Below are 11,601 nucleotides of genomic sequence, written 5' to 3'. Positions count from 1 at the left end.
AAAATCTAAAATCTAAAATCTAAAATCTAAAATCGATTGACGGAGGACATTTGACATGGCTGAATCTTATTTGCTGGATAAATTGAAGTCGGTAGAGCAAACTTTTCATGAGTTGACTCGCCGCATGGCTGACCCGGATGTGGCTAGAGATAATTATGAGTTCCAACGGGTGGCAAAAGCTCGATCGTCCTTAGAAGCAGTAGTCGATACTTTTGATCTGTGGAAAACGACTCAGGACGATTTGGTGGGTGCGCGACAGGTACTTAAGGAGGCTGCGAGCGATCGAGAAATGCAGCTTATGGCCGGGATGGAAGTTGAGGAACTTGAGTCGAAGCTGGAGAATTTGGAAAGTCGTTTGAAGGTGTTGCTGCTACCGCGCGATCCGAACGATGACAAGAATATTATGCTGGAAATTCGCGCAGGTACTGGCGGAGATGAGGCTAGTATTTGGGCGGGTGATTTGCTGCGGCTGTATTCGCGCTACGCTCAAACTGAAGGATGGCAGGTGAAGTTGGTGAGCGAGTCACTGGCGGACATGGGTGGCTTTAAAGAGGTGATTCTGGAAATCACGGGCGATAGCGTTTATAGCAAGCTGAAGTTTGAGGCTGGAGTTCACCGGGTGCAGCGTGTGCCGGTGACTGAGGCTGGCGGCCGGGTGCATACCTCGACGGCGACGGTGGCTGTGATGCCGGAGGTTGATGAGGTGGAGATCCACATCGATCCGAAGGATATTCAGATGAGTACGGCTCGATCTGGCGGTGCTGGCGGCCAAAATGTGAACAAGGTGGAAACTGCGGCGGATTTGTTTCACAAGCCGACTGGGATTCGGATTTTCTGTACTGAGGAGCGCAGTCAGTTGCAGAATAAGGAGCGGGCGATGCAGATTTTGCGCGCGAAGCTCTATGACATTAAGTTGCGAGAGCAGCAGGATGAGGTGAAGGAGCGGCGTTTGGGGCAGGTTGGTACTGGTTCGCGATCGGAGAAGATTCGCACGTACAACTATAAGGATAATCGGGCTACCGACCACCGTTTGGGGGAGAATTTTTCGCTCAATAGTGTTTTGGAAGGGGATATTGAGGAGATTATTCAGACTTGTATTTCTCAGGATCAGCAGGATCGTTTGGCTGAATTGGCTGCTTCTACTTCTAATTGATCGAGCGCTAGGCGCATTTTTGGGTCTGCCTTTGTTCTCTGATGACTCGGCGGATGTGGTTTAGTAGGGTGTCCCAAATTGCGTCGGCGCTCTGGACGGGATACTTGAAATGTTCTAGGTCGTATTGTACGATGATTTCTAGAGGCGCTAGAGTTTGCTGGTTTCTACAACTGGCAATTGTGGCGATCGTCTCTTTTTCCCATCTGGCAAATAGTCGGTAGCTTAAGTTATATGAGATCCTACATTCCGCACGTCAATTTGTAGTATGCCAAGTAATACGAAAATTCTGAGTTTTTTGACGTTTTATTTGTCTCGTTCGCGTATAAACACTTAGTTCTTTTTTGTTTTAGCGTTCGCTAAGCTACTCAATAAATATAATAACTACATATTACATCTTGAAGTGCGGAATGTGGGATTAGATATATTCTCACTCAGATTCATTTGGCTGTTAACCTTATGAATCACATTATGAAGCAAAAACTTCCCCGAATCAACCCGACTACGCTGATGAAGAGTTTGGGGCGATTTACCCTGCTCGCGACCTTTTCTTTTAGTCTGGGGACTTTAAAAAACTGGGGACATCATAACAGCTATTGGCATGGCACAATCTTTCGTGTGCAAACAGTTGATTTCAATATGTTATCTCATACTCTGCCAGGAAAACTATCCTATACCTTATTAGAAGGAAACATAGGAGAATTGCAGCGAACTTTAGACAGCAACTATGGATTATTTGGGCTGATTGTTACCGATTGCAAAATGGCTACCAAAGATTGCCTATCCGAGCAAATTCTTTATCAATCAAAATCTTCTCTTAAGTGGACAAAGGAAATTTCATTAGCAACTTTATCAAATCATCCATACGACTTACTACAAAATCCACCTCCGCTGCAAGCAGAGCGGCAATATGTTAAACGTGATGATAGTAAACCCATCCCTACTGGTAAAGTTAACTCAGGAGAAATAATCGGTCGTGTGTACTATGTCCGGGGAGTACCGCCGACATTTATTGAAGATTATACTAATTGGATTAAAGAGCCATTTAAAGTAACAGGTTCCCGGACTCTTTACACATCCACATTCGCTTTATTTTTTGTTAGTAGTTTGACCGCGTGGATAATTCTTGAGCTGGTTTTATATACCAAACGGAATGAGCAGCGCTTTGCACAGCAACAACGGGAACAATTACAGCGGGAAGCAGAATATGAGCAGCGCCTTGCACAGCAGCAACAGAAACAATTACAGCGGGAAATTCAACAGATCAAGCTGCAATTAGAAGAGAAAAACCAGCAAACTATCGAATTAATTGACCAGCGAGAGAGAGGTCTTGCTGAACTGGAATCTTATCGGCAAGGACAGGAGCAAAATAAGAGAGAACTGGAAAATCAAATTGCATCTTATGAAAGCGAACTGGCTTTTAAAGAAGAGCAACAGCAAGAAACTGCTCAAACTTTAGAAGACTTGCAATTACTACGGCAAGAGTTGCAAGAAACGTATCAGCGAGAATCTGAAGCAAAGCAGCGGAGTGAAGCGCTCAATCAGAAAATAGCTGATTTGAAGCGCGATCGAGATTTAATACAACAGCAATCTCGTCAGCTAGAGCAACAGTTAGAAACAATACCTAATATTAATGAACTCAATGCTGCTCTAGAAGGATCTAGGGCAGAATCAGAGCGGATCAAAGCAGGATCAAGGGATTTTGAAGTTTATGTTTTAGAAGAAAATCACAAGCTAGAAGAGAAAAAGGCTGACTTAAACCGAGAACTAAATTCAGCTTTAGAAGAAAATCACAAGCTAGAAGAGGAAAATGCTGACTTAGACCGAAAACTAAAGTCAGCTAAAGAGCAAATCCGTTATTTGCAAAATATAATGGATGATAACAATTCTTTGATATCAGATAATCAAGAGATAGTTATAGATAGTTCCTCTTCTGCTGGAGCTAGGTCTAGATTGAGAAATATTTCAGGCAGAGGTGCGGTGCGGTCTTTAGAGCGTTTGGGATTCACCGAAGATAGGCAAAGAGGCAGCCATGTTATCCTGAAAAAAACGATAACACGAACAATTTCTGTCCCCGTACCAATACATGAGGGTCAATCATTAAAGCGTGGGACACTCAGGGCTATTATTCGGCAAGCGGATATAACCAGAGAGGATTTTTTAGATAATCTGTGATCATGTTGAATCGGAAAAAAATAATTTTAATGGAGTTTAATAGAAAATGAAATTTAGGGTACTCGAAATACTAATTGCTAGTTCTATTCTTTTATCAATTTCATCCTTGTCATCTGCTCAAAGTAATCAACAAGATTCTACAATTCTACCCACAGGAACTTACTACTCTCAAGGAACCATGTTCAATAATTCCCGGAGAGAAATTGCACATAAAAACAATAGAATCTGTATTAAGATTGTCAATGGCCCTGCAAATCCTTACAAGGGAGTGGAAGATATCACAATTAGCAGCGTGTCTTTTCAAAAGGGGAAATTCTATATTGATGCTACCGGAGAAGAGTTAATCTTAGAAAAAAATGGAAAAGTAATAAATAGTGGTCGTGGTGGTGTATGGGAGTATAGAGGCACCTCACCAGATCCCAGGAGTCAACCCATACAGGCTAAAAAAATGGCAGAGTGTGTAGCGGCTCAAGGACGATATGTACAGAAGATGCAAGGAATATCTATGTCAGGAATCGATTTTCCCAAGCATTAACCATGATCGACATAGGTGGGGGTTAATGGGGGACTAGGCGCAAGCTAGGCTGAGCCTTTGTTCTCTGATGACTTGACGGATGTGGTTGAGTAGGGCTTCCCAAATTGCGTCGGCGCTCTGGACGGGATACTTGAAATGTTCTAGGTCGTATTGTACAATGACTTCTAGAGGCGCGAGGGCTTGCTGGTTTCTACAACTGGCGATCGCTGCGATCGTCTCTTTTTCCCATCTGGCAAATAGTCGGTAGCTGAAAAAGGAACTGCATTTTTGCCCTTTCTTGTTCAGATAAACGACTATTACCTGATGTTGTTTGGGATACACTTTGACTATGCGGTTGACGGGCATTCTCAGGGCTTCGGCGGCTTCCGTTTTGGAAATTTGCCAGCACTGGGGTTTGAGCCAACCGGAGGCTGTGAGGCTTTGACGGTTGCGACGTGAGTTGTGGGTGTTTTGGCTGCGTCTTTTGGTCATTTTTGCTTCCCCTGAAGTTATTTTGAGTAAAATAAAATCTTTAAATCTATTTAAAATAGTATCTGGTAAAAGTCCTGCTGTCAAGCAAGAAAGACAAATTTGTTTGCAGACAAGTAAACTAGGAATTATGGTGATCTGGTGGCTGATACCGTGGACGCAGAAGCTAAGAAAAAACTGAGCGAGGTTGTTAAGTTAGCGCGTGGCTCGATGAGTTTAAGCGCCTTTGGCAGATTGTTGGGAGTTTCGGCTGCTTCTGTTTTGTATTGGGAAAAAGGGCAGGTACTTCCAGATACGAAAAATTTGACTCAGATTGCGACAAGAGCAGGCTTTACGATGGAAGAGCTCATGGCTCATCTTGAAGGTAGGTCGGTGCAGGAACCTGTCAATACCAACGAGTTGCTTAAGAAAATTCAATGTATGCCGATTAGTGAGCTAGCGGTGATTGTTCGAGCCGGTGTGGAGCGGTTGGCGGCTGCTGCTGAGGTTTCTGGGAATTAGGGCTGGAGTCCAAGTCAATTGGGCAGTAAACTAGGAGTTGTGTTTATCTGGTGACTAATACTGTGGACGCAGAAGCTAGGAAAAAACTGGTTGAGGTTGTGAAGCTAGCCCGTGGCTCCATGAGTTTTAGTGCTTTTGGTAGGCTATTGGGAGTCTCTGGGTCTGCTGTTCAGTATTGGGAGAAGGGACAGGTACTCCCGGATACGAAAAATTTGACTCAGATTGCCGCAAGAGCAGGCTTTACTATGGAAGAGTTGATGGCCCATCTAGAAGGCAAGCCAATGCCGGAACCTGTTAATACCAACGAGCTGCTGAAAAAAATTCAGTGTATGCCGATTAGTGAGTTAGCGGTGGTTGGTCGAGCGGTGATGGATAGACTCGCGGCTGCTGCTGAATCTTCTAGGTAGGGCTTGCTGAAAAAGTGTATGTAGTGGAAAAATGAGGCTACACAGCTTGAAAAATCGTAGGTTTATTGCTAAATTACCAAATTTAGCAATAAATGAATAACGAAGGTGCAAGGGTTTTGAGCGATCCTGAGCGGATAACTTGCACCCCTTTGAGCTTCAAAAGCTTAAACCCCTTATCTGGTCGGCTTTCTACTTTTATTCAGCAAGCCCTAGGTAGGTACAGTTGATGTATCAGTTGGCAAGTAGACTGGTAAAGCCGAGTAGCTTTTAAGTCGTGAACAACATCCAAAATAGAGAAAAACTTACTGAAATTATCATTCACAGCGCGCGGAACAATTGAGTTGCTTAAGAAAATTCAATGTATGCCGAAGAAAATTCAATGTATGCCGATCGCAGATTTGGCGGTAATTGTCCGAGCGGGTGTGGAGAGGTTGGCTAATGCTGCTGAGTCTTCAGGGAAATATAGCTGAGCGGTGTTTGTCCGATCGCCCTTATGGACTGACGCACTCCGACAAAGAAACCGGGTTTTTGACAAAAATACTTCGTTGTCACCGACAGATTAGGTAAAAAACCCGGTTTCTGGGCCCCTAATCGCCCTTATCAGAAAACCACTCGCCCTATGCCTGACTCAATAGGTCTAAAAATTCTTGTACAATGCGATCGGCTTCTTCGCCGCATCTGTTAGCGTCACAATAGTGGATGATGTGGATGCCGTGGGATGCAAACTGGCGATCGCGCGTTTCGTCTTTTTCTGTATCGGGATGCGATATTTCCAGAATACCCCATTTGCCTTGGTGGAAGATGAGGAAGTCGGGTTCTTGGTTTTGTCGGCCTGCGGGTGTTGTCAGTCGGGCTTTGGAGTTGGGGAAGAAAAGGACGGAAGTGCGATCGAGAAAAACAAAGTTTTGCAGCAATTAAGCAATTTGAATCGAATCATAAATTCTCATCCTCTCTTAACTCCTCAGCCATAACATTCTTGGGCTGCGATCGGCATTTCCGTAGAAGGCAATCCATAAGTAGTATAAGGTCTAACATCAGGCGGTTGCAGCCCCAAAACAATTGATTTGGGAGGAATACCCGCTGCAACTAACTCCTCAGCAATCAGGCGATCGGTATTATTGGCTTGAATCCACACCTGACCATCAATAATATCGATATGAATCACACAATGGTGAATCCGCCCCTCCTTAGACCAACCTATATTGATGAACATATAGCGGTCATTTTCCACATCAAAAATTGTCACGTTTTGCGTCCCGCTGTCAAAAACGGGAAGCTCAGCGTATTCAGTAACAAGCTGCTTAACAAGTTTGCGATAATTGTTTAAGCTATCCATTGTATTATCTTCTCTATTTTTGGGTTAAAAACAACATTTATTGGGTTTCTATTCGCCATTAATTATATCAATTACAACCCAAGAGGAATTACGCATCCATACCAAACAGTTCCCGATCGCACTCACACACTCCTCGAAACCGGGTTTTTTCGCGAATCTGCGACTCTGTGCGAAGTATTTTCGTCAAAAACCCGGTTTCTGACTGCGCCGATAAAATCTCAAATCCCAAAGGCGATCGCCCTCACACACCACAGAAACCCGGTTTTTCGAGAATCTGGGGCTTTGTGCCAAGTATTTTCTCCAAAAACCCGGTTTCTCGCTACCCCTGCGTCCAAAATCGAAAATCCAAAATCCAAAATCCAAAATCCGATCGCCCTCCCAAACCCAAATATTATCAATGACTAAATTTAATTAAAATTTGTTAAGATTAACTCGACCTCAGCGCCGGCATCCCATCCGCCGCTAAACCTCCCCTTCCCCAGCCCCCACAACAATGCTGCGACTCGAACACATCAGTAAAATTTACCCCACAGGCGTCGTACTCAAAGATGTCACCTGGGAAGTCAAACCGGGCGATCGCATCGGCTTAGTAGGCGTTAACGGTGCCGGCAAATCCACGCAACTCAAAATCATCGCCGGCGAAATGGAACCCACCTCCGGCGAAGTCATTCGCCCCGCTAGCCTTCACATCGCCTACCTCTCCCAAGAATTTGAAATCGACCCCACCCGCACCGTTAAGGAAGAATTTTGGCGCGCCTTCAGCGAAGCTAACGAAGTTCACGAATCTTTGATGGAAGTGCACCGAGAGCTCGAAGCCGCCACCCCAGAAAATCTCGACGACATGATCCATAAAATGGATCGGCTACAACGGCAATTTGAAGGCTTAAATGGCTACGGTTTAGAAGCTCAAATCGAGAAAATCTTACCAGAAATCGGATTTGAACAAGAAGATGGCGATCGATTGGTTAGCGCCTTTAGCGGCGGTTGGCAAATGCGGATGAGTTTGGGTAAAATCCTCCTCCAAAAACCCGACATCCTGCTGTTAGACGAACCTACCAACCACCTCGACTTAGAAACCATCGAATGGCTGGAAGTTTACCTCAAAGGGCTGACTACGCCGATGGTAATTGTATCCCATGACCGCGAATTTCTCGATCGACTCTGCACCCAAATCGTCGAAACCGAACGCGGCGTTTCCAGCACCTACCTCGGCAACTACTCCTCTTATTTACTGCAAAAAGCTGAAGCCAGAGAAGCCCAACTGAGCGCCTACGAAAGCCAGCAAAAAGAACTCGAAAAACAGCAAGCTTTCGTTGAAAAATTCCGCGCCAGCGCCACACGCAGCACCCAAGCCAAAAGCCGCGAGAAACAGTTAGATAAAATTGAACGCATCGAAGCCCCCACCGGCGGCTTGAAAACTTTGCATTTCCGGTTCCCGCCCGCACCCCGCAGCGGCCGCGAAGTAGCCATAATTGAAAACTTGGTGCACACCTACGGCGAGAAAATCCTATTTTTGGGAGCAGACTTATTAATTGAAAGAGGCGATCGCATCGCATTTCTTGGCCCCAATGGTGCAGGCAAATCAACTCTACTGCGCCTGATTATGGGTTTAGAAACTCCCACCGAAGGTACTGTCAAAATGGGAGGACATAACGTCATTCCTGGTTACTTTGAACAGAATCAAGCAGAAGCCTTAGACTTGAATAAGAGCGTGATGCAAACCATTCACGACGAAGTACCTGACTGGAAAAATGAAGAAGTTCGGACTTTGTTGGGGCGGTTCTTATTTAATGGTGAAACAGTATTCAAACACGTTGGTGCTTTAAGCGGTGGGGAAAAAGCCCGTCTAGCTTTGGCAAAGATGCTGCTGGAACCTGTGAACTTGCTAATTTTGGACGAACCGACAAATCACCTCGACATTCCCGCGAAGGAGATGATGGAAGAGGCAATTAAGAATTACGACGGCACGGTAATTATCGTTTCGCACGATCGCTATTTTATCTCCCAAGTCGCTAACAAGATAGTCGAAGTTCGTGATGGTGAGTTTCGGACTTATCTCGGAGATTACCATTACTATCTGGACAAAATAGCGGAAGAGAAAGAATCAGCAAAGTTCGCAAAATTTGAATCTGAGAAAGCGGCTAAAAAAGCGGAAAAGGAAGCCAAGAAAAAAGCAACTGCTAAGCAAAAATAAAGTCTCAACCACCAAGCAGAAATCAGGACACGGCATTGCCGTGTCCCTACAATTAATTCATTGGGCGATGGTTACATCATTCGATTAGGATCGCGATTATTTTGGGGTAGGGAAACGGCATTTCTGTGTCCTCCTCATGATTATTTTGAGGTAGGGAAACGGCATTGCCGTGTCCAGAGTTGCTTAAATCTTAACCCAAAATTTTATTGATCATTTGATTCGCCTGCGACTCGTAATTCCCGCCAAACAAATTAAAGTGATTCAAAATATGATATAAGTTGTAAAGCATTTTGCGCTTTTCATAGCCTGAGTCCAGCAACCAAACTTCATTATAACCACGATAAAAGGCTGCGGAAAAACCGCCGAATAGTTCCGTCATTGCTATATCAACTTCTCTGTCGCCCCAATAAGTGGCTGGGTCAAAAAATACTGGTTCCCCCGCAGCAGTTATCGACGCATTTCCTCCCCACAAATCCCCGTGCACTAGAGAAGGTTGAGGCTTGTAACCCTCCAACAACTTCGGAATAGCTGCTAACAAGCTTTCCGCCCGACTGAAATTTCCGCCCTGACTCCTAGCGAGTTTTAACTGATAACCAATCCGATGTTGGGCCCAAAATTCTGCCCAGTCAGCAGTCCAGTTATTAATTTGAGGAGTTGAGCCGATCGTATTATTTACACTCCAACCAAAACGTCCCCTCGGTAAGCTATCATTAGCATCTTCTCCCCCCATTGGCAAGGGCGGACTCGGGGGGATGTATTTGTGCATTTGAGCCAGTTTACGACCCATTTCTGCCCAGGCTATCTCGCCTCCGCCCCCTCGCAAATCCAGCCATTCGAGCACAATATACGCAGAATTGCCTTCTGTTCCCCAGCAAATGGTTTGAGGAACGCGAATCGTTTGGGTTTGGGCCATTTGCTGCAAACCCAGCGCCTCAGCTTCAAACATCGCGACTTGGGAAGCTTGATTGATTTTGGCGAAATATGTGCGGGTACTGCTACTGATAGCATAGCCTTGATTGATACAGCCACCGCTGACTGAACGGCGGTTGTTGATCGAAAATGTGTCTCCGGTGGCTTCACAGATGTGCGTGGCAATTTTGTCCCACATAGGATCAAATCGTTTTGAGGGCGATCGCCATTAGTTTATCTGACTGACGACACTTTGCTATTGATATTTTTGTTGATTTGTCGATCGCATTTTGGCTTTGGTAACCAATAACTGACGGCCGCCTCAAGTATTATAGCAACCGCCAAGGCGGTTAGGGTGTAAACTGAGAATAGTCTCTTTTATTGCTTCGCGATCGCACAACTCATGCCCAAACCCTATAGCTACGACCTACGTCAGAAAGTCATTCAAGCTATTAAACTAGATGGCTTAAAGATTTATGAAGCAAGTATACTGTGAGCGTATCAGTTGCAACACAATCAGCTTATGGTTGAAGCGACCAACGGAAACAGGAGACTTTTTAGCGTTACCCAATGAACCTCCCGGTAATGGTCATAAAATTACTGATTGGAATAAATTTCGTGAATTTGCCGAGACGAATGGGGATAAAACTCAAGTTGAAATGGCCTCAATTTGGGATGGAGAAATTAGCTCACGCACGATTTCACGAGCCTTGAATAAGATTGGTTTTACTCGAAAAAAAAAACCTACGGCTACCGTGAACGGGATGAAGCAAAGCGGCAGGCTTTTGTAGCCGAGTTGGCTACAATTCCTTCGGAGCGGATTGTCTATATTGATGAATCGGGGATGGATAATCGAGATCAGTATGATTATGCTTGGAACCAGAGAGGTCAACGGTTCCATGCACTGAAATCTGGGCGACGCCAGGGTCGAATGAATATGATTGCGGCTCTGTGTAACCATAAATTGAGTGCCCCTTTTACGATCGAGGGAGCGTGTAATCGAACAGTTTTTGAAATGTGGTTGGAAACTTGTTTGGTTCCAACACTGATTACAGGACAGGTGATAGTGATGGATAATGCTACTTTTCATAAAGGTGGTCGGATTCAGGAATTGATTCAAAATGCCGGGTGTAGACTGTTATATTTACCACCATACTCCCCAGATTTAAACAAAATTGAACAATGCTGGTCTTGGCTAAAAAGTCTAATTCGCAAACAGAAGAATCAGTTTCCTTGAGAGATGCGACCCTTGGATGTGTTACGCCTTGCGTCCTAACCGCCTTGGCGGTTGCTATATATGGGTGTAACTGGTGTTAAGGCGATCGTACAGACTAAAGATTCAGCCATCTAAATTAGTCATGAGAAAACTCTGCTTATACAATTTATAAAAAATATTGCTACTACCTAAATTAGAGTATCTCATCTGTTCTGTAGGGAAACGGCATTGCCGTATCCGACCCGGAGTTATGCAAATGACCGATAATCTCTATAGAATTAATCACTGTCGCAAAACTTTTTCAAATTGATAGAACAAAAGAGGTAATAAGTGCGATCGATTCAAACAACAAAGCCCCAATCTGGTATTCAGAAAGGAGCTGTGTTTTTTTTAAATTAAATCCCAGGCATCGAGCTATTTTCTCAGGCAGTGACCCGCCAAATATCTTCGCCACCGCAGCGTTTAACAACCGAGTTCGGGATGGAATCGGAGTGGTGCCACTGCGTCATAGACACCTAGAAAGAGTGTCGGGTGTAAAACCCTGAAGACTGCATAGAATTAAGTCATCAACACCATCAAAAAATAGAGGTCAAGCCCTCGGTCTATTAGTACGCCTCAGCTTCATCCCTCTCAGGACTTCCACTTAACGCCTATCAACGGGTGTTCTGCCCGTGACCTTACTGGATAACTCCATGAGAAGACTCATCTTG

The 11,601-nt window shown here is 44.7% G+C and carries 11 protein-coding genes, 2 rRNA genes and 1 pseudogene; 7 read left to right on the top strand and 7 right to left on the bottom strand.

Annotation, left to right across the window (positions count from 1 at the left end; all coding sequences use genetic code 11):
- Positions 1-55: 55 nt before the first annotated feature.
- The 3 genes from prfA to QZW47_RS26045 all read left to right on the top strand — a co-directional run bounded on the left by prfA (position 56) and on the right by QZW47_RS26045 (position 3,860).
- Positions 56-1,153 carry a peptide chain release factor 1 gene (gene prfA / locus QZW47_RS26055; RefSeq protein WP_293133817.1) on the top strand — a complete coding sequence of 366 codons (1,098 nt, stop codon included), beginning with the start codon at positions 56-58 and terminating at the stop codon, positions 1,151-1,153.
- A 468-nt stretch (positions 1,154-1,621) separates the two neighbouring features.
- A complete protein-coding gene (locus QZW47_RS26050; RefSeq protein ID WP_293133814.1) occupies positions 1,622-3,325 on the top strand; it encodes a type II toxin-antitoxin system HicA family toxin in 1,704 nt (567 codons plus the stop codon).
- 46 nt (positions 3,326-3,371) lie between these two features.
- Entirely contained in the window at positions 3,372-3,860 is a 489-nt protein-coding gene (locus QZW47_RS26045; protein ID WP_293133811.1) for a hypothetical protein, read from the top strand.
- A gap of 33 nt (positions 3,861-3,893) precedes the next feature.
- Here the strand turns inward: QZW47_RS26045 and QZW47_RS26040 are convergent, their stop codons facing one another.
- On the bottom strand, positions 3,894-4,331 hold the full coding sequence (locus tag QZW47_RS26040) for a hypothetical protein (RefSeq protein ID WP_293133808.1): 438 nt from the start codon (positions 4,329-4,331) through the stop codon (positions 3,894-3,896).
- Positions 4,332-4,469: 138 nt separating this feature from the next.
- Here QZW47_RS26040 and QZW47_RS26035 point away from each other — a divergent pair, with 138 nt between their 5' ends.
- Both QZW47_RS26035 and QZW47_RS26030 read left to right on the top strand, forming a co-directional pair.
- Positions 4,470-4,829, top strand: coding sequence for a transcriptional regulator (locus tag QZW47_RS26035; RefSeq protein ID WP_293133805.1), 360 nt, complete (start codon positions 4,470-4,472; stop codon positions 4,827-4,829).
- 50 nt (positions 4,830-4,879) lie between these two features.
- Positions 4,880-5,236 carry a helix-turn-helix transcriptional regulator gene (locus tag QZW47_RS26030; RefSeq protein ID WP_293133802.1) on the top strand — a complete coding sequence of 119 codons (357 nt, stop codon included), beginning with the start codon at positions 4,880-4,882 and terminating at the stop codon, positions 5,234-5,236.
- Between the two features lie 617 nt (positions 5,237-5,853).
- Here the strand turns inward: QZW47_RS26030 and QZW47_RS26025 are convergent.
- The 3 genes from QZW47_RS26025 to QZW47_RS26015 form a co-directional block, all read right to left on the bottom strand.
- A complete protein-coding gene (locus tag QZW47_RS26025; RefSeq protein ID WP_293133799.1) occupies positions 5,854-6,150 on the bottom strand; it encodes a hypothetical protein in 297 nt (98 codons plus the stop codon).
- 47 nt (positions 6,151-6,197) lie between these two features.
- A complete protein-coding gene (locus QZW47_RS26020) occupies positions 6,198-6,572 on the bottom strand; it encodes a XisI protein (protein WP_293133796.1) in 375 nt (124 codons plus the stop codon).
- Between the two features lie 218 nt (positions 6,573-6,790).
- The gene (locus tag QZW47_RS26015) at positions 6,791-6,970 is read right to left on the bottom strand and encodes a hypothetical protein (RefSeq protein WP_293133793.1); all 180 of its coding nucleotides are present in this window, start codon (positions 6,968-6,970) and stop codon (positions 6,791-6,793) included.
- 95 nt (positions 6,971-7,065) lie between these two features.
- Between QZW47_RS26015 and QZW47_RS26010 the strand changes: the two genes are divergently transcribed.
- Positions 7,066-8,766: an ABC-F family ATP-binding cassette domain-containing protein gene (locus tag QZW47_RS26010; RefSeq protein WP_293133790.1), complete on the top strand. Its 1,701-nt coding sequence runs from the start codon at positions 7,066-7,068 to the stop codon at positions 8,764-8,766.
- A gap of 190 nt (positions 8,767-8,956) precedes the next feature.
- On the opposite strand, the gene QZW47_RS26005 is transcribed toward QZW47_RS26010, so the two are convergent.
- Positions 8,957-9,874 carry a fructosamine kinase family protein gene (locus QZW47_RS26005; protein WP_293133787.1) on the bottom strand — a complete coding sequence of 306 codons (918 nt, stop codon included), beginning with the start codon at positions 9,872-9,874 and terminating at the stop codon, positions 8,957-8,959.
- Positions 9,875-10,078: 204 nt separating this feature from the next.
- Here QZW47_RS26005 and QZW47_RS26000 point away from each other — a divergent pair.
- A pseudogene (locus QZW47_RS26000) lies at positions 10,079-10,912 on the top strand (IS630 family transposase).
- A 380-nt stretch (positions 10,913-11,292) separates the two neighbouring features.
- Here the strand turns inward: QZW47_RS26000 and rrf are convergent.
- A 5S ribosomal RNA gene (gene rrf, locus QZW47_RS25995) occupies positions 11,293-11,410 on the bottom strand.
- Positions 11,411-11,476: 66 nt separating this feature from the next.
- Positions 11,477-11,601 (bottom strand): 23S ribosomal RNA (locus QZW47_RS25990); the annotation flags it as partial.

This window comes from Microcoleus sp. bin38.metabat.b11b12b14.051, assembly GCF_013299165.1.
Classification (GTDB): Bacteria; Cyanobacteriota; Cyanobacteriia; order Cyanobacteriales; family Microcoleaceae; genus Microcoleus.
Note: the sequence above shows the minus strand (reverse complement) of the source record. Positions and strands in the feature narration are given on the sequence as shown.

Coding starts and splice junctions, on each gene's coding strand:
- QZW47_RS26020 (WP_293133796.1), bottom strand. CDS start 6,572: ATGGATAGCTTAAACAATTATCGCAAACTTGTTAAGCAGCTTGTTACT.
- prfA (WP_293133817.1), top strand. CDS start 56: ATGGCTGAATCTTATTTGCTGGATAAATTGAAGTCGGTAGAGCAAACT.
- QZW47_RS26005 (WP_293133787.1), bottom strand. CDS start 9,874: ATGTGGGACAAAATTGCCACGCACATCTGTGAAGCCACCGGAGACACA.
- QZW47_RS26050 (WP_293133814.1), top strand. CDS start 1,622: ATGAAGCAAAAACTTCCCCGAATCAACCCGACTACGCTGATGAAGAGT.
- QZW47_RS26045 (WP_293133811.1), top strand. CDS start 3,372: ATGAAATTTAGGGTACTCGAAATACTAATTGCTAGTTCTATTCTTTTA.
- QZW47_RS26010 (WP_293133790.1), top strand. CDS start 7,066: ATGCTGCGACTCGAACACATCAGTAAAATTTACCCCACAGGCGTCGTA.
- QZW47_RS26040 (WP_293133808.1), bottom strand. CDS start 4,331: ATGACCAAAAGACGCAGCCAAAACACCCACAACTCACGTCGCAACCGT.